This is a genomic window from Nocardia sp. NPDC051570, assembly GCF_044454005.1.
Lineage (GTDB): Bacteria > Actinomycetota > Actinomycetes > Mycobacteriales > Mycobacteriaceae > Nocardia.
Genome location: NZ_JBITDI010000008.1, coordinates 240,095 through 257,451 on the forward strand (window position 1 = coordinate 240,095; position 17,357 = coordinate 257,451).

Sequence of the window (17,357 nt, forward strand, 5' to 3'; positions counted from 1 at the left end):
AGTCCCGAGAACCCGTCACGCTCCGAATCCGGCCGCGCACAGGCAGGTCCCGGAGCATACCTGTCTGTCGAGTATGCCGGGGGTGAGCGTGGATATGTGAGCCACCAGAAATCGGGGGACAGTGTTCGGCGGGATTTTTGCTATCCCATCAATTGCGCCGCAATGGTTCCGCCGAGTTCCCAGCACCGCTCCCGCACCCGCTTGTCCGGCGCACCGCTCGCGATCACCGGTGCGGCCGCCTGCTCCCATCCCAGTCCCGTGGTAATGGTCGCGATACCCCGCTCCGCGCCCTCGGTCCCGTGATTGCCGTGGATATAGAAACCGAACGGACGGCCTCTGGTCGAATCCAGGCACGGGTAATAGAAAGTATCGAATGCGTGTTTGAGCGCCCCGGACATATATCCGAGATTCGCGGGCGTACCCAGCAGATATCCGTCGGCGGCGAGCACATCGCCCGCGGTCACCGCCAATGCCGCGCGCCGCACCACCTCGACGCCCTCGATCGCCGGATCCGTCGCCCCCGACACCACCGCCTCGAACATTTCCTGCATGTACGGGGAGGGGGTGTGATGAACGATCAACAACCGCGCCATGCGACCGAGCCTAACGCGCGGCCGCGTCCCGCCACGGCAAGGAAAAACGTCCGGTCCGGACATCCCGTGGCATCGTCGGCCACGCCGCCGATCGGAGGCACTACGGTACGTGCGTGCCTCCCCGATCGCGCCTGCCCCGGCTGCCCGAGCTCACCCCGCCGCAGGATCCGCGCCGGGGTTACTCGCAACAGGAGATCCTGGCCGAGCTGCGGCGGCTGATCCTGGAGGGCAATCTGCCGCCCGGCACCGGGCTGCCGCTGCGCGAATTCGCGCAGCGGTTCGATGTCAGCGCGATTCCGGTGCGCGAATCGCTGCAGACCCTGATCGGCGAGGGCGTGGTCGAACATCGACCCAACTTCGGCTATTCGGTGACCCGGCTGACCGCGAGCGAACTGCGCGAACTGTATGTCGTGCGCGAACGCCTGGAATCGGTGGCGCTGGCCGCCGCCGTCGATCGCGCCGGACCGGAGGATCACCGCATCGCGACCGAGGCCCACGCCCGGCTCGAGCGGGCGGTCCTCGACGACGATCCGGCCGCCTACCACCGCGAGACCCGCACCTTCCACCTCGCCCTGACCCGTCCGTCGGGCATGGCCCGCCTGGTGCACATGCTCGAATACGCCTGGAACATCACCGAACCTGTCCAGCCCATGGTCCATGTGAGCGCCGGGGAGAGGGCCGTGCTGCACGCCGACCACAGCAGGCAGTTGAATGCCTTCCTCAACGGAGATGCCGTCGAGTTGCTGAAGGTCACCGAGCAGCATCACGCTCGATTGAATACAGTGGTCGAGGGACTGCCGACCGATACTGGCCTGTTTGCCGAGCCGGACCCGACCGAAGATATATAGTTTTCGCAACAAACCGGCAATACCGGCTCGATAGCGTCGCCGAATCAGATTCCCGCCGTGCGGGACACACGAATCGGATGTGCGACATGAGCAATATCGTTGCCCCGCCAGTTGAGGCTCCCGCTGCCTCCCGGTCCCAGTACGACCCCCGACTGACCAACGCCGACCTCGCTCCGCTGGAGAAGCAGAGCTGGGGCGTCTACAACATCTTCGCCTTCTGGATGTCGGACGTGCACAGCGTCGGCGGCTACGTCACGGCGGGCAGCCTGTTCGCCCTCGGCCTGGCCAGCTGGCAGGTGCTGATCGCCCTTATGGTCGGCATCGGCATCGTGCAACTGTTCTGCAATCTGATCGCCAAACCGAGCCAGCGGACGGGCGTGCCGTATCCGGTGATCTGCCGCAGCGCGTTCGGTGTGCTGGGCGCCAACATCCCGGCCATTATCCGCGGCCTGATCGCGGTGGCCTGGTACGGAATTCAGACCTTCCTCGCCTCGGCGGCACTGGATGTGGTGCTGGTCAAGCTGTTTCCGGGGCTGGCGCCGTACGCGGTGGTCGCCGAGCACGGCTTCCTCGGACTGTCGGCGCTGGGCTGGGGCAGCTATCTGCTGCTGTGGGTGGTGCAGGCCTGCGTGTTCTGGCGCGGTATGGACGCGATCCGCAGGTTCATCGACTTCTGCGGTCCCGCAGTCTATGTCGTGATGTTCGCGCTGTGCGGATATCTCATCGCCAAGGCCGGTTGGGGCGGCATCGATCTGAATCTGTCGACGGTGACCCACTCCGGCTGGTCGGCGGTGCCGGTGATGCTCGGCGCGATCGCGCTGGTCGTGTCCTACTTCTCGGGCCCGATGCTGAACTTCGGTGACTTCTCCCGCTACGCCCGATCGTACGCGGTGGTCAAGCGCGGCAATCTGCTCGGGCTGCCGCTCAACCTCCTGGTGTTCTCGTTGCTGGTGGTGATCACGGCATCGCTGACCGTGCCGGTCTACGGGACACTCATCACCGATCCGGTGCAGACCGTGGCCCGTATCGACAGCACCTTCGCGATCATCCTGGGCGCGTTGACATTCGCGGTCGCCACCATCGGCATCAACATCGTCGCCAACTTCGTCTCCCCCGCCTTCGACTTCTCGAATGTGCACCCGCAGAAGATCAGCTGGCGCGCCGGCGGCATGATCGCGGCCGTGGGCTCGCTGCTGATCACGCCGTGGAACCTCTACAACAATCCGGAGGTCATCCACTACACGCTCGAAACCCTGGGCGCCTGCATCGGCCCGCTGTTCGGCGTGCTCATCGCCGACTACTACCTGGTGCGCAAGCAGCGGGTAGTAGTAGACGATCTGTTCACCCTGTCTCCGCACGGAACCTATTGGTACCGAAGGGGTTACAACCCGGCCGCGATCACCGCGACGTTGCTCGGCACGACCGCGGCGGTCTTCCCGGTGCTGACCGCGGGCGATGTCACCGGTATGTACACCGCCGCCCAGTACAGCTGGTTCATCGGCTGCGGCATCGGCCTGATCGGCTATCGCCTCCTGGCCACCCGCGGCCCGCTACGCCTACCCGTCCCCGAAACCCCCTGAGGATCATGCGAATTCGCGTCATCAATCCGAATACGACCGCCGCGATGACCGCCGTCATCGACGAGTGCGCCCGGGCCGTCGCCGGTCCGGGCACCGTCGTGGAGGCGGTCACCTCGACCATGGGCCCCGCCTCCATCGAGAGCCACTACGACGAGGCGCTGGCGGTACCGGGCCTGCTCGCCGAGATCGCGCGCGGTGAGCGCGAGGGCGTCGACGGCTATGTCATCGCCTGCTTCGGCGATCCGGGCCTGTACGCCGCGCGCGAGCTGGCGCGCGGCCCGGTGATCGGCATCGCCGAGGCGGCCATGTCCGCCGCGAGCCATCTGGGCCGCGGCTTCAGCGTCGTCACCACACTCGCGCGGACCGTCGGCCAGGCGGCGGATCTCGCCGAGCGCTACGGGATGGCGCGGTTCTGCCTGGGCGTGCACGCCACCGATATTCCGGTGCTCGAGCTCGACGATCCGAAGGTCCGCGCGGTGATCGCCGACGCGTGTCGCGCCGCGGTGGCGGCCGACGGCTCCGAGGCGGTGGTGCTGGGCTGTGCGGGCATGGCCGATCTGTGTGCCCATCTGACCGAGGAGACCGGCGTGCCGGTCGTCGACGGCGTCGCCGCGGCGACCCTGTCGGTGCAGTCGCTGGTTACGCTGGGTCTACGCAAGTCCGGTCGCGGCGAATTCGCCGCACCGCCGCCCAAGCACTACACCGGCCTGCTGTCCGCCTTCGGCACCGAGGGAGCTGACTCGTGACATTGCCACCCGAATTCCTGTCCGGCCTGGCCGCCCGCGTCGGCGAGATCGACGCCGAACTGACTCGCCACTATCCCGGCGACCGGCCCGGCCAGCCGATCCACACCGCCTACGTCTGCGCCGCCGACGCGACCAAGGAACTGCCCGACGAATGGGGCTCCGCCGCGGCCGAGCTCGCCGCGCGCCACGGCGAGCTGCTCACCGGGCTGGCCGGGGCCGAGGTGCTGGCCCGCGTGCGGGAAACCCTGGTGCAGCGGCCGATTCAGGATCTGCGGCTGGACTTCGAGGACGGTTACGGCAGCCGCGGCGACGAGGTCGAGGACCGCGACGCCACCCGCGCCGGGCAGATCCTGGCCGCCCTGCCCACGACGGTCCGCTCCCGCGGTATCCGGATCAAGGGACTCACCACGGCCGAATGGGAACGCGCCGTGCGCACCCTGGAACACGTGCTGGACGGCGCGGGCGGCGTGCCCGACGGATTCGTGTTCACCGTGCCGAAACTGCGCTCGGTCGATCAGGTCGCGATCGCGGTGCGGTTGTGCGAGGAGCTCGAGTCCGCGCACGGATTACCCTGCGGCGCACTGCGTTTCGAATTGCAGATCGAGAGCCCGCAGGCGGTGATCGCCGCCGACGGCACCTCGGCCGTAGCCCGCGCCATTCACCGCTCCGCCGGGCGATGCAGCGGATTGCATTACGGCACTTACGATTACAGTGCCGCATGCGGTATCTCGCCGCAGTTCCAATCGCTCGAACATCCGGTCGCCGATCACGCCAAGGCCGTCATGCAGGCCGCGGCCGCGCAGACCGGCGTCTGGGTGTGCGACGGGTCCACCCAGGTCAATCCGGTCGGCGCCGACGACGAGGTGGCCGCGGCGCTGTCGCGGCACTTCCGGCTGGTCACCCGGTCCCTCGAACGCGGCTACTACCAGGGCTGGGATATGCATCCGGGCCATCTGGTGACGCGCTGGCTGGCGACATTCGCCTTCTTCCGGGGCGCGCTCACCGCGGCCGCGCCGCGCATCGACCGTTATCTGCGGCGTCAGGGCGGGGCCGTGGTCGACGAGCCGGCCACCGCGCAGGCGCTGGCGACGGTCGTGCTGCGCGGATTGGATTGCGGCGCAATCGGACCCGAGGACATCACCGCATCGGCACCGGCCGCCACGGTCGAGGTGCTGACCCTGTTGCGAGAAAGGAAACTGCCCACCCTATGAGCGGCGAAGGCACCGAATTCACCCTGCTGCCCGATCTGGCCGTGCGCACCCTCGGGGGCGCGGTCGTGTGGGCCGACGACGAATCGTTCGCGGAGAAGGAGAATCTCATCCGGCCCGAGGCCTCGACCTACGCGCCCGCGACCTTCGGGCACAAGGGGCAGGTCTACGACGGCTGGGAGACCCGGCGTCGCCGGCGCGCGGGCGGGGCCGCCCCGAGCGCCGACGATCGCGATCGGGCCATCGTGCGGCTCGGCGTGCCCGGCGTGATCCGTGGCGTGGTGGTGGACACCGCGTGGTTCAAGGGCAACTATCCGCCCGAGATCGCCGTGGAAGGCATTGCCGCCGAGGGCTATCCGAGCGCCGAGGGGATCGCCGCCCGCACCGACTGGACCACCCTGGTGCCGCGTAGCAAGGTGAGCGGGGATGCGGAGAATCCGTTCGTGGTCGAATCGTCGCGACGGTTCACCCATGTGCGGTTGAGCATGTACCCCGATGGCGGGGTGGCGCGGCTGCGGGTGCACGGTGAGGCGAAACCCGATCTGCACCTGCTGGATTCGGGTCCGTTCGATCTGGCCGCGCTGGAGAACGGCGGCCGCGTCACGGACTGCTCCAACCGCTTCTACTCCCATCCGCAGAATCTGCTGATGCCCGGGCGGGCCCGCGTGATGGGCGACGGCTGGGAGACCTCACGCCGCCGCGGCGGCGGCAACGATTGGGTGCGGGTGCGGCTGACCGGCGAGGGCGTGCTCCGCATGGCCGAGATCGATACCTCCTACTTCCTGTTCAACAGCCCGGGCGCCGCGCGGCTGACCGGAATTCGTTCCGACGGAACGGAAATCGAGCTGCTGTCGCGCGTCGATCTACAGCCCGATACCCGGCACCGGTTCGCGCTCGAGGTGGCCGAGCCCGTCACCGAGGCACGCCTGGATGTATATCCCGACGGCGGTTTCGCGCGGCTGCGGCTCTACGGCACGCTGACCGACGCCGCTCGCGAGCAGCTGCTCGCCGAGCCTGTATTCGCCGAGCTGTCCGATTCCTTCATAGAAGGCCTTCGGGGAGAACAGGAGTGAGCGTGACCTACCCGCGCGACATGGTGGGCTACGGACCCACACCGCCGCATCCGCACTGGCCCGGCGAGGCGAATATCGCGGTCCAGTTCGTGCTCAACTATGAGGAGGGCGGGGAGAACAGCGTCCTGGACGGCGATCCCGGATCGGAGACCTTCCTGTCGGATATCGTTCCGGCGCAGGCATTTCCGAATCGGCACATGAGTATGGAGTCGCTGTACGAATACGGTTCGCGGGCCGGGCTGTGGCGGGTGTTGCGGGCCTTCGAATCCCGCGGTATTCCGCTGACGGTCTTCGCGGTCGCCCGGGCGCTGCAGCGGAATCCGGAGGCGGTGGCGGCGTTTCGGCGCAATGGTTACGAGATCGCCTGTCACGGATTGCGCTGGATCTCATATCAAATGATCGACGCCGAGACCGAGCGCGCGGATATGACCGAGGCGGTGCGGATCGTCACCGAACTGTTCGGGGAACCGCCGCGCGGCTGGTACACCGGCCGCGATTCGCCGCGGACCCGCGAACTGGTGGTCGAACACGGCGGCTTCACCTACGATTCGGACTCCTACGCCGACGACCTGCCGTACTGGGTCCGCGTGCACGACACCGATCATCTGGTGGTGCCGTATACGTTGGAGGCCAACGATATGCGGTTCTCCTCCCCCGCGGGCTTCGCCAACGGCGACGAGTTCTTCGCCTATCTCCGCGACGCCTTCGACGTCCTCTACGCCGAGGGCGCCGACGGCTCCCCGAAGATGCTGTCGGTCGGCCTGCACTGCCGCCTGGCGGGCCGCCCGGCCCGAGCCGCGGCCCTGAGCCGCTTCCTCGATTACATCCATTCCCACGACAAGGTCTGGCTGGCCCGCCGCATCGATATCGCCGAGCATTGGGCCAGGGTGCATCCGCCGCGATAGCTCTCGGCTACATCCCACGGTCATCGGTTGTCGCGTGTGCGACCGAGCACATGACGCAGGGCCGATTCGAGATCCTCGTCGCGGAACCGATGGCCGGCGGCGGTCAGTCCGGCAGGCACCACTCGCTGGCTCGCGAGGGCGAGTTCCTCGACACCCTCGCCGCCCAGGATCAGCGCGGGACCGAACTTCGGGACCGGAAGCAGCGCGGGCCGATGCAGCACCCGAGCCAAGGTGCGGGCGTACTCACTATTGCGAACCGGTTGCGGTGCCACGGCATTGACGGGTCCGCACAGGTCGGTATCCCATAGTGCGCGATGGTAGATGTCGACCAGATCATCGATGCCGATCCACGGCTGCCACTGGCGGCCCGCACCGAGGCGCCCGCCGAGCCCGGCCGCGAACAGCGGCCGCAGCAGCCGCAGGGTGCCGCCACGCGGCGACTGCACGATTCCGGTGCGCACGAGAACCACCCGCACCCCGCTCGTATCGCCCGCGGCCTCCCATGCGGCGACCGTGTCGGCGAGGAAACCCTCTCCGCGAGAGGCGGTTTCATCCAGGATCTCGTCACCGCGATCAGCCCCGTAGTAACCGATCGCGGACGCACTGACAAAACTCGACACTCCCGCGGCCGCGGCGCATTCGGCCAGTGCACGGGTAGGACCGATACGACTCTCGGCAATGACGTGCTTATGCTCGGCGGTGAACCGCCCCGCGATGGACGCACCCGCCAGATGCACGACCGCATCGACCCCGTCGAGCAAACCCGCCGCCGGATTGTGCGGATCCCATTGCCGCTCATCGACTGTCGTCGGCGTATGCCGCACGAGCCGGATCACGGTATGGCCGCCGGTGGTGAGAAAGGCCGTCAGGGCCGACCCGACCAGACCCGACGCACCGGTCACGGCGATCGTCGCAGGCCCGAATCCACTGGCGGCCGCACGAGCATGAGCGGCCAGATCATCGGCGAGCTGGCGGTACCGATAGTCGAACATGGACCGCAGCGCGGCCGCGGGAATCGGCGTATCCACCCGATCGATCACCCGCGTATGCCGGTCATCGACCACCTCGAATTCATGAATATGCCGCCACGGCAACAACTTCCCGATCGGCGCCGAGGCCGCCCCGTCCACGGCAATCCGATCGACAAATCGCCGCGGCGGATCGTAGGCCTCGGATTCATGCCGAGCCACCCACCGCAATCCACCCGGCAACCGCAACACCGCCCGCCCATCGGCCAGTGATTCCGCCTCGGATTCGACCTCGACCGGCTGCCACGGCGGAGCCAGCCGCCGAAAGGCCCCGGGCCGCCCGAACCATCCGAACACCTCGTCCCGAGATGCCTCGACAACGCCCGAACAGTCGATGCCCATACCTCGACTGTAACTGTGCCATCCCGGTTGTCCTCGTTCCTCGCCGTCCGCGGCCTCCTACCGAATGAAAGCGACAAGATCAGCAAAGAATTAACCAACAAGATCGAACCGATAAGTTAATTCCAGGTCATCGGACCGGAGATTATTCTCTGGTTATGCCGAGTGTGCACTCGCAATTACACCGCGGCGACGCATCCATGATACGATTCCGAACCGTCATCCGATGAATTTCGAATTGACGAAAGAAGTGCTGCTACGTGTGTATGGGACGGTTTTGGTGAAGAGTGTTGTTAAGCATGTTCGAGTGGTCGGTGCGGCCGGGATTGCCGAAATCACCGGGCCGCAGCAGCAGCGACTGACTCCATGCGTGACAAATGAACTGTGCGGCGCCGAAGGGATTTCGGCGGGAATGGTACAGATGGGCCCGGGGATGGTATCGAAGGCCCATTATCATGCACATAGCGAGATTGTGGTCGTCTGCCTTCGCGGTCGAGCGGCAACGTTGGTCGGCCCGGAACTGACTCCCTATTTCCACGGCCCTGGTGAATTCATCTTCATTCCCGAGGGAGTGATTCATGTGGCTGTGAATCTCAGCGAGACCGATGACATCGTCGCGATGGAGATGAGGACGGATCCGCATTTCAATCGGGACGTGGTACTGACCCCCGAATACGATGCCGAGATCGCCGAGATCGCCACCCGGCTTCGGCTTTCCGATGCAATGGCCTCGTGACATGATTCCTCTCGAGTTGAGCCGCGGCGCCGCAGCGGTGCGGAGCGGAGCGATCGATGATCTCCACGCGACCCTGACGCGTCGCCCGGACATCGTCTCCTTTGCCGTCGGGGCTCCCGACCTCACATTGCTGCCGCCCGAACTGTTCTCCGGCCTCGCCGCCGACGCCCTGGGGAAATTCGGTAGCTCGATCCTTCAGTACGGATCCACCCGTGGGTTCGCTCCTCTGCTCGAACGGAGTCGGACGCTGTTGCGGCAGCGGAGCATCGACTGCCCGACCGATCGAATTCATATCGCGACGGGCGGGTCCGGCGCCTTGCACAATGTGTGCATGGCATTGCTCGATCCCGGCGATGTGGTGCTCGTGGAAACTCCGACATACGGCCCGGCGATCAAGGCGTTTCGCGGACACCGCGCCACGGTGGTCGGGGTGGAATCCGACCGGTTCGGAATCTTGCCGGACGCACTCGACGACGCTCTCGATCGGCACGCGGCCGCATTCGTGTATCTGTTGCCGACCTTTCAGAACCCCACCGGACGGACCATGCCCGCGCAACGGCGGGCACAAGTCGCCGAGGTGATCCGCCGCCGGGATGCCCTGGTCATCGAGGACGACGTCTACGCCGACCTTCGTTACCGCGGTGAACCGGTTCCGGCGCTGTACTCGTTCGCGCCCGACAATTCGATATACATCACATCGCTGTCCAAAACGCTGGCGCCGGCTCTGCGGATCGGGATCACGGTCATGCGCGAGGAGCTGCTGCAGGGTGTGCTTCCGCTCAAAGAGAGTATCGACATGCAGACGTCGACCTTCTGTCAGGCCATCGCCGCCGAATTCCTCGACAGTGAGACAGGTTCCGCACACCTCGCGCGAGTTGTCGAAACCTATTCCATGAAGTTGGACATCTTGACGAATGCTCTGGAGAAATACATGCCGCGCGGATTTCATTGGGTCAAGCCCGATGGCGGGATGTTCGTCTGGGTCGATGGCCCACCGGATTTCGACGCCGATGAGGTCGCCAGGCGTGGCCTGGAGCATGGTGTCGCATTCCTGCCCGGCAGTATCTTCCACGCCGACGACCGGGCCGGTCGCAACAGTATGAGACTAAGCTTCGCGGGCGTGCCGGCGAACCGAATCGACCGCGGCATCGAACTGCTGGCCGACCTGTGCGGGGAGTTCGCATGAGCGCCCCGCATCCGATCCTCGGAGTCTGGGAAGTGACCGCGGACGGGGCTCCGTTCGCTCATCACGTCATGGTCTTCCATCCGGATGGCACTGCGCTCCAGTCGAATCCGGATCGAGGTAACCCAGACACCAGCGACAGCAACGGAATAGGAACCTGGCGGGCCGAGGGCGAGATGGTCACCGGCGCGTTCCTGGAATTCGTCGTCGACCGATCCGACCGCGATCTGGTGAACAAGGGGATCATCAGTTTCGAACTCGAGGTCACCGACGACCGGTTCTCGGGATCGGCGACGGTACGGTTCTACGACCTGACCGGTGAGCTACGTCGTGGCCCGTCGACCTCGCGACTGACGGGTATCAGATTCACCGCCTGATGACTGTCAGCGGATCCGTCATCAGGTGCGGGCAACTCGCCCGCACCTGATGATCTGTTGGGCGACATGGTCTCCCGCTAGGACGCAGCTCGTGCGGCGATCTCCCGGGGCGTGAGCACACGAGTGTCCGACCCGGAGGCCGCGACGGCGATCATGGCGCGGCCGATCTCCCGATTGTCGTTGACCGCGTTCGGCGCCAGCCGCTTCAACAGCGGGATCAACGGCCCTGCAACCGCATACGCGGCGCGATACAGCCGAGTCTTGGAGACCACACCGTCCATCGGCTGTACGAATCCGGGCCGGAACATATACGCCCGGAAGGGAAGTGCCAGCAGATCGTTCTCGGTCTTCCCCTTCACCCGCCCCCACATCGACCGGCCCTTCTCACTGCTGTCGGTCCCCTGTCCGGAGACATAGACGAACGTCAGCTCGGAATTCGCGGCCGCCAGCGCGCGACCGACCTTCAAGGTCAGGTCGTAGGTGATCCGGCGGTAGTCCTCCTCTTTCATGCCGACGGAGGACACGCCGAGGCAGAAGAAGCAGTCGTCGAACTCCGGCAGCTCTCCGGCGATCGCGGACAGATCGGTGGGATCGGCCTGGACCAGCTCACGCAGTTTCAGATTCTCGATACCCAGCGAGCTGCGCCCGACGGCGAGGACCTGCGCGACCCGCTCGTCTCGGAGGCACTCGTTGAGAACGCCCTGCCCGATCATGCCGGTCGCACCGAAGAGGATTACCTTCATGCCAGGATCTTGCCTCAGCAGCAAGGGAATCGAGGGGATTCCAGTACCCGCGCGCGCCACCGGGAGGACACTTCATCGCCGCCGATGCTCGAGCGGGATCCATCCGATAATCAAGAACAGCATGAAGGCGAACCCGGCCGTTTGCATGAACAGCTGACCCATCGGGTCGGCCCACACCGTGCCCGTGCTGATGATCGACCTGATAATGCCGACCAGGAACAGACCGGATACGACAAGCACGACGACCGTCCGACGCTTTGTCCACCGTTTCCGCGGACCATCCGTCGCAACTGTCGTCAGCCCGATTGTCACCAGGGCCAGCAGCGCAGCAACGACGTCAGCCAAGCCGAACAGGCGAGTCGCCGTCAGGTCGCCCCAGTCCCTGCTGACGACCAGCCTGGTCAGGGCAGTAAGGTACAGGCCGACAAAGACAAGCGCGGCAACCGTTCTGAACCTCGACCATCGCTTCGGTGGACCCTCTGTCACCACCGATCCCTCCCCGTCTGCTCCCACGGCATGAGCCTACAACTCCGATAGAGTCCGCGCTGATCGGTCAGCATCGCGCGCTCATGGCGCTTACGGGCGGTCGTCGGGGTGAGATGCGCTGCGGTTCAGTGGATTTCCGCTACTTTCGGCCGCCGGTGGCGACCTCGATGCTAACGTCGTTGTAGATCTTGAGGATTCAGCTCCGCTTCGTCGCTCAGCGTTGAGACGACCTCACTTCATCTGCGGCTCAGGCTATTCGAGTCTTGTCGTGTTCTGTTCGATCGATGACGTCTTGGGGGAAGTGGCGTGACAACCGATGAGCGCAACAACCGTGTCCGGATCTCCGGTGCGCAGAGCCGACCGGCGCGAGCGGGCGCGAAACGTCCTGCGGGCCTGCTGTTGATCTGTGTCGGGTGGCCGGTGAGTATGTTCGTTCTGCTTGCCGGTTACCGTGAACTGCTGTCGGAGGCGGGTTTATCCGGGGCGGGGTTGGTGGCGGTGTTCCTGTTGTCGGTTCCGTTCGCGGTGTTCTTGACCATCGGCGCGAATACCTGGTGTCTGGGTGCGATCGAGGCTGCCCGTCGACGCGTCCCCGACGGCCTGCGCTGGCCGGACATGACCTCTGCTGCGAACATCACCGTGACCACGGCGATCGTGTTCCCCATCAAGAACGAGGACACCGCACAGGTTTTCGGCAATATCGCGGCCATTGGTGAATCGCTGGGGGAAGCCGGAGCGGAGCACCTGTTCGATATCTACGTCATCAGCAACTCCGACGATCCCAACTGCTGGGTGGAGGAGGAGTTGGCCTGGTATTCGGTCTCCCGGATGTTCGACCGCGTTCATTACTGGCGCCGACACCGCAAGCTGGGGAAGAAGCCCGCGAACATCGCCGAATTCTGCGAACGGTGGGGCAGCAGATACGAATACATGGTGGTACTCGATGCCGACAGTCTGATGTCGGCCGACTGCCTTCTCACACTGGTCGGCCTCATGCAGGCCAATCCGCAGGCCGCGCTGATGCAGACCGCACCCAACATCATCAAGGGACAGACGCTGTGGGCTCGCCTGCAGCAGTTCACGATTTGGAGCAATGCGCGGATCGTGCAATGGGGCGAGCGAGCCTGGCAGGGCGCGGCGGGCGCCTACTACGGGCACAACGCGATCATCCGGCTCGCGCCCTTCATGCAGCACTGCGGTCTTCCGCGAATTCCCGGAAGACCCCCCTTCGGTGGCGACATTCTCAGTCACGACTTCGTCGAGGCCGCCTTGCTCAGTCGGGCCGGCTGGGAGGTATGGCTGGTGCCCGAACTGGAGGGATCGTATGAGGAGTGTCCGCCGACCTTCGATGCGTACTTCCGGCGAGACCGGCGCTGGTTTCAGGGCGACTTCGTCAATGTCCGGCTCGTGGGTACGACGAAACTTCCACCGGCCGGGCGGATTCGGTTCGCGATGGCCGCGCTGCGCGATGTGTCGACTCCGCTGCTTCTGCTGCTGTGCGGCCTGATCATCGGGTCGGCCCATTCGCCGGGATTCGGTGCGGCGGCCATCTTTGTGCCACTTCTGGTGTGGGACTTCGCCGCCCGGCAATCGTGGGCCGGGGTGCCCGCGATCGGGTTCGGGATCTCGGTCTACAACAAATCGGTGACCCGGCAACGGCTGCCGGTCCTCCGTTCGTTCGCCAACCGGATTCTCGACCAATTACTGTGGCTGACAACCACACCGACACGATTGCTGACCCACGCGCTCTTCGTGGCGGAGCTGGCCTACGGGCGTGATGCGGGCTGGACGACCCTGCGCCGAACTGCCGGTATGTCCACGCGCAGCCAGAGCGTCGGACTCTACTTCTCCCACACCCTGTTCGGTGTCACCGTGTCGGCCGTTCTGTTCTTCACCGATTCCTGGGCCCTGTGGTGGCTGTCCCCGGTGCTGTTGTGCTGGATCTGCACGATCCCTATCGCGCGCACCTTCGCGTCACGACACGTCGGTCTCTTGGCCCGACGGGCCGGAATCCTGCTCATCCCCGAAGAGAACGTTCCGCCACCGATCATCGTCAGATCGGAAGTACTGGGCGAGCTGCTGCGCCGGGAGCTACCGCCGCAACCGTGGCGGGCGGCGCTGACCGATGACATCGCGATCGCTGTCCACCGAGCGTTCCTCGCACACGCGGCACCCCTGACCGATCATGATCGCCGTGCCGCCGCATCGGCAGCCGAGAAATACCGAACCAGTACCGACGCCGAACGACTCGACCTCACCGACGCCGAAAAGACCGCGCTGCTACAAGATCCGGACGATGTGTGGCGCAACCCTCCGCCGCCACTCTCGCTCCACTATCCGGCCGCCGTCCCGCTGCCCATGCCCGAACAGCAGCTCATCCGAACCAGATCCGCACCGTCGGCGCGTGCACACGCCTGACACCTCCCGTCCCGAGCGACGCGCCGGATTCACGGCGCTACGAGACAAACGAATGGAGCTGGTGGGCGCACAAATGAATCCGGGAGGGGCGTGGTCACGATGGCCTCCGGGGATCGTGACCACGCCGCCGGGTTGGGTGACTATCTGGTCAGGGAATCTCCGATGGCGGCTTCCACCGCAGCGGCGTCGCCTCGCATGCCTGCGGCATTCGGGTGTACCGGCGCCGCGGCCGAGCCGGGCAACCACGGCTCGACCCATCGGGTGTTCTCGGGTTGGCATGCGTCGTGGCCGATGCTGGGTGTGAACGTGTCGACGAAGACCGCGTCGTGCTGCTGCGCCTGCTCACGGAGTACGTTGTCGAGCTCCATCTCGATGCCGTTGGTGTAGGCGACGTCGCCGGGGGTGAGCGGAATCTGCGGATAGCATCCGCCGTGCTGCGGCAGGACGTCCGGATAGCCGACTACGAAAACACTTGCCGCGGGGGCCTTCTGGTGAATCCTCGCGATCGCCGCGCCGATCGCGGGCCCATCGGCGCGGATGGAATCGACGAACTTCGACCCGTACAGGGCTTTACACGGGGCACTGACCACCGGGTCGACGGCATCGGCCGCAGTGCAGGCGGCAATCACATCAGCGAAGGTGTTGTTGTCGTTGCCGCCGATGCTGATCGTCACCACCCTGGTGGCATCGGTCAGTCCGGAGATCTGCGGCGGCTGTGTCGGGTACTGCGCTGCGCCGGAGATATTCTCGGTCCGGGCACCGCCGCAGCTGCGGTCGGTCAGTGACAATCCCAGCTCGCTCGCGACCAGATGCGGATAATCCACCGAGGATTGAGCGCACACCACGGGAGCGGACGGATCCCATGGTGGAATCCCGCCGGCGACATAGGAATCACCCATGGCGACATAATCATTGCCGGGCGCGCCCGATGCGGGCGAGGGCACCAGCGCTGCCGCCGAAGCAGCGAGAAGGACGGCGGGGACATACGACAGGCGGCCACGTACCATACTCATTATGATCAATCCTCAGGGATAGCTGCCGATAGGCGAAATGCGTTGTGCCACAATGATATACAGGATCACCACGTCTGTACACGGCGTTTTCTGCGGCGTATCCGGCTGACATGCAGGCGATTTCGCGGACATGATGATTCCCCATTTCCGGCGATTATGATAAATGGCCGAGGGCGGCATTTATCGCCGGGTGTCGATATCGCCCCGCGGTTGTGGGGCACGACAATATCGGCGCCTGGCAAATGGAAGGCGCCCGCCGGGTACAGTCACTCGACCCCGGTGAGATCGCTTGTAAACATCGCCGTACCTATGGTGAATGCGCGGCCCGCCGGCCAGATGCGAATGAGGAGTGTGATGCGAGTCACATAGGGGGCCTCGTATCGAATGTGCCTATGGGCCGGTCGGCCATTCGGGGACGCCGAACAGGGCGAGGGTGATCTGGTACAGCAGCGGTGTCAGCGCCGGGAGCGCTCGAGGTCCCGGGCCGTCGAGGCAGACGCGGATGCGGTCGTCGACGGCGCCGATGAGTGCTTCGAAGGCGACGGCGGGGACGTCGGCAGGGATGTCGCCGGTGGCGCGACCGATACCGAATACGGCCGCCATGCGTTGCGCGAGAAGGGTTTTCAGGGCACGGCGCTGGTCGGCGACGACTGGTCCGGCGACCAACGACTCGGTGTGCAGGGCACGGGCGCAGGCGCTGTTGTCGGCGAGGGCGGTCAGGTATCGATCGAGGGTCGCGCGAATCAGGGTCCGCCAGTCGTGGCGGTCGAGGTTCTCCACGCTCGCGTCGAGATGTCCGAGGATGTAGTCGACCGCGGCCTGGAACGCCCCGGCGAAGCAGTCGTCTCTGCCCGTGAACTGCTGATAGAAGGTGCGGCGCGAGACGTTGGCGCGAGTCACGACATCGGCCACCGTGGTCGCGGCGTAGCCGCGCTCGGCGACCGCTTCCAGGACCCCGCAGTACATCCGCATGCGCTGGGAGTGGACGACGTCGGCCGGGTCGATGCCATGGGTGCCGGGCGGTAATCGGCCACGGTCGATTCCGCTTTCCAGTCGCATAAGCCCAGCATAGAGCCGTCCCTGTATGGCGTAGATCCCATTCACGCCGAACCAGGAGATGCGATGTCCCAGACGAGATCCGGGATCAGCGCTTGGTGATTGCTTCGCGGACGGCGGGCACGACTTCGTATGCCCAGAGGTTCAGTGTCGTGTCGCTGATGATGTCGCCAGGACGGAGCAGATAGACGAATGCGGCTGCGCCGTATTCGAGCACGGCGTAAGTCAGTTCCTCTACCCACTGCGCCACTGAGCCTCCCATCCAGCGGCCCTCGTCGTCGCGGGTCTTGGCCAGCGGGTCCCGGGTGAGACGTCCGGACACGTTGTAGATGGTGGCGATTTCGGCGGGGTCTCGCCCCGCCGCAGCGGCCGCTTCGTCGATGATGGGGCGCGACTCGGCAACCCGTGTGCTGCGCCAGTCGGCGAGCATTCCCGGCATCCATCCATCCGCGTGTCGTCCGGTGACCGCCAGCGTCTTGGGGCCGAGCGCTCCGACCCAGATCGGTGGTGCCGGTGCGGCCGCGGGTGTCAGCTCCGTGACCTGATAGAACTCGCCGTCGAACGTGACCGGATCACCGCCGCCGGAGAGCGCTCGCACCACGATGATCGCCTCTTCCAGCGCTCGCACTCGGGCTGCGGGCGGCAGGCGGAGGATACCGAGGGCGGCGATCTCTTCCTCCAGTCCGCCTGCGCCTATTCCGAGAACGAAACGACCGCGAGAGATCGTGGACAGTCCCGTGGCGGTCCGGGCGAGGACAGGAGCGGGACGGCTGAGCAGATTCGTCATGATTGTCGCGGCGGTGATGTTGCGGGTCGCGCCCAGAACGAACCCCAGCGCGGCGTAGGCGTCGATGCGCTCGGCGAAGTAGGGATGGTCGGAGAGGCTGACGAGGTCCAGACCAGCGTCGTCGGCGAGGCGGGCGTGCGCGAGTATCTCGCTCACCTGGTCGACGCCGGTCTCCAGTCCGAGGCCGAACAGGACTCTGTCGTCGAGGGTCACGATGCCGTCACCCCGAGCAGGCCGG

At 65.7% G+C, this 17,357-nt stretch carries 17 protein-coding genes; 10 read left to right on the forward strand and 7 right to left on the reverse strand.

Annotated features, from left to right (window positions below; all coding sequences use genetic code 11):
- Positions 1 to 140 precede the first annotated feature (140 nt).
- Positions 141 to 593, reverse strand: a complete 453-nt coding sequence (locus ACIA76_RS22100; RefSeq protein ID WP_397153722.1) for a flavodoxin family protein — start codon at positions 591 to 593, stop codon at positions 141 to 143.
- Positions 594 to 706: 113 nt separating this feature from the next.
- Between ACIA76_RS22100 and ACIA76_RS22105 the strand changes: the two genes are divergently transcribed.
- From ACIA76_RS22105 to puuE, 6 genes are all read left to right on the forward strand, one after another.
- On the forward strand, positions 707 to 1,441 hold the full coding sequence (locus tag ACIA76_RS22105) for a GntR family transcriptional regulator (protein WP_397153723.1): 735 nt from the start codon (positions 707 to 709) through the stop codon (positions 1,439 to 1,441).
- A gap of 86 nt (positions 1,442 to 1,527) precedes the next feature.
- The gene (locus ACIA76_RS22110) at positions 1,528 to 3,021 is read left to right on the forward strand and encodes an NCS1 family nucleobase:cation symporter-1 (protein ID WP_397153724.1); all 1,494 of its coding nucleotides are present in this window, start codon (positions 1,528 to 1,530) and stop codon (positions 3,019 to 3,021) included.
- Positions 3,022 to 3,026: 5 nt separating this feature from the next.
- A complete protein-coding gene (locus ACIA76_RS22115) occupies positions 3,027 to 3,767 on the forward strand; it encodes an aspartate/glutamate racemase family protein (protein WP_397153725.1) in 741 nt (246 codons plus the stop codon).
- Positions 3,764 to 4,978, forward strand: coding sequence for a DUF6986 family protein (locus ACIA76_RS22120; protein WP_397153726.1), 1,215 nt, complete (start codon positions 3,764 to 3,766; stop codon positions 4,976 to 4,978). Before ACIA76_RS22115 ends, ACIA76_RS22120 begins: the two co-directional genes overlap by 4 nt.
- Positions 4,975 to 6,048 carry an allantoicase gene (gene alc / locus ACIA76_RS22125; RefSeq protein ID WP_397153727.1) on the forward strand — a complete coding sequence of 358 codons (1,074 nt, stop codon included), beginning with the start codon at positions 4,975 to 4,977 and terminating at the stop codon, positions 6,046 to 6,048. The genes ACIA76_RS22120 and alc overlap by 4 nt, the downstream gene beginning before the upstream one ends.
- A 2-nt stretch (positions 6,049 to 6,050) precedes the next feature.
- Positions 6,051 to 6,953 (forward strand): allantoinase PuuE, encoded by a 903-nt coding sequence (gene puuE / locus ACIA76_RS22130; RefSeq protein WP_397153867.1) that lies wholly within the window; start codon positions 6,051 to 6,053, stop codon positions 6,951 to 6,953.
- Between the two features lie 20 nt (positions 6,954 to 6,973).
- Here puuE and ACIA76_RS22135 read toward each other — a convergent pair whose 3' ends face one another.
- Positions 6,974 to 8,323: a TIGR01777 family oxidoreductase gene (locus tag ACIA76_RS22135; protein ID WP_397153728.1), complete on the reverse strand. Its 1,350-nt coding sequence runs from the start codon at positions 8,321 to 8,323 to the stop codon at positions 6,974 to 6,976.
- Positions 8,324 to 8,546: 223 nt separating this feature from the next.
- Here ACIA76_RS22135 and ACIA76_RS22140 point away from each other — a divergent pair, with 223 nt between their 5' ends.
- The 3 genes from ACIA76_RS22140 to ACIA76_RS22150 are packed head-to-tail and all read left to right on the forward strand — an operon-like array spanning position 8,547 to position 10,616.
- Complete coding sequence (locus ACIA76_RS22140) at positions 8,547 to 9,056, forward strand: cupin domain-containing protein (protein WP_397153729.1); 510 nt, start codon at positions 8,547 to 8,549, stop codon at positions 9,054 to 9,056.
- 1 nt (position 9,057) lies between these two features.
- Complete coding sequence (locus tag ACIA76_RS22145; RefSeq protein WP_397153730.1) at positions 9,058 to 10,242, forward strand: PLP-dependent aminotransferase family protein; 1,185 nt, start codon at positions 9,058 to 9,060, stop codon at positions 10,240 to 10,242.
- Complete coding sequence (locus ACIA76_RS22150) at positions 10,239 to 10,616, forward strand: hypothetical protein (RefSeq protein WP_397153731.1); 378 nt, start codon at positions 10,239 to 10,241, stop codon at positions 10,614 to 10,616. The genes ACIA76_RS22145 and ACIA76_RS22150 overlap by 4 nt, the downstream gene beginning before the upstream one ends.
- 77 nt (positions 10,617 to 10,693) lie before the next feature.
- On the opposite strand, the gene ACIA76_RS22155 is transcribed toward ACIA76_RS22150, so the two are convergent.
- Entirely contained in the window at positions 10,694 to 11,359 is a 666-nt protein-coding gene (locus tag ACIA76_RS22155; RefSeq protein WP_397153732.1) for an epimerase, read from the reverse strand.
- Between the two features lie 72 nt (positions 11,360 to 11,431).
- Positions 11,432 to 11,848 (reverse strand): hypothetical protein, encoded by a 417-nt coding sequence (locus ACIA76_RS22160; protein ID WP_397153733.1) that lies wholly within the window; start codon positions 11,846 to 11,848, stop codon positions 11,432 to 11,434.
- Positions 11,849 to 12,151: 303 nt separating this feature from the next.
- Between ACIA76_RS22160 and mdoH the strand changes: the two genes are divergently transcribed.
- Positions 12,152 to 14,263, forward strand: a complete 2,112-nt coding sequence (mdoH, locus tag ACIA76_RS22165; RefSeq protein WP_397153734.1) for a glucans biosynthesis glucosyltransferase MdoH — start codon at positions 12,152 to 12,154, stop codon at positions 14,261 to 14,263.
- 140 nt (positions 14,264 to 14,403) lie between these two features.
- On the opposite strand, the gene ACIA76_RS22170 is transcribed toward mdoH, so the two are convergent.
- From ACIA76_RS22170 to ACIA76_RS22180, 3 genes are all read right to left on the reverse strand, one after another.
- Positions 14,404 to 15,276 (reverse strand): SGNH/GDSL hydrolase family protein, encoded by an 873-nt coding sequence (locus ACIA76_RS22170; RefSeq protein ID WP_397153735.1) that lies wholly within the window; start codon positions 15,274 to 15,276, stop codon positions 14,404 to 14,406.
- 390 nt (positions 15,277 to 15,666) lie between these two features.
- Positions 15,667 to 16,335: a TetR/AcrR family transcriptional regulator gene (locus ACIA76_RS22175; protein ID WP_397153736.1), complete on the reverse strand. Its 669-nt coding sequence runs from the start codon at positions 16,333 to 16,335 to the stop codon at positions 15,667 to 15,669.
- Positions 16,336 to 16,420: 85 nt separating this feature from the next.
- The gene (locus tag ACIA76_RS22180; RefSeq protein ID WP_397153737.1) at positions 16,421 to 17,332 is read right to left on the reverse strand and encodes an LLM class flavin-dependent oxidoreductase; all 912 of its coding nucleotides are present in this window, start codon (positions 17,330 to 17,332) and stop codon (positions 16,421 to 16,423) included.
- Positions 17,333 to 17,357 lie beyond the last annotated feature (25 nt).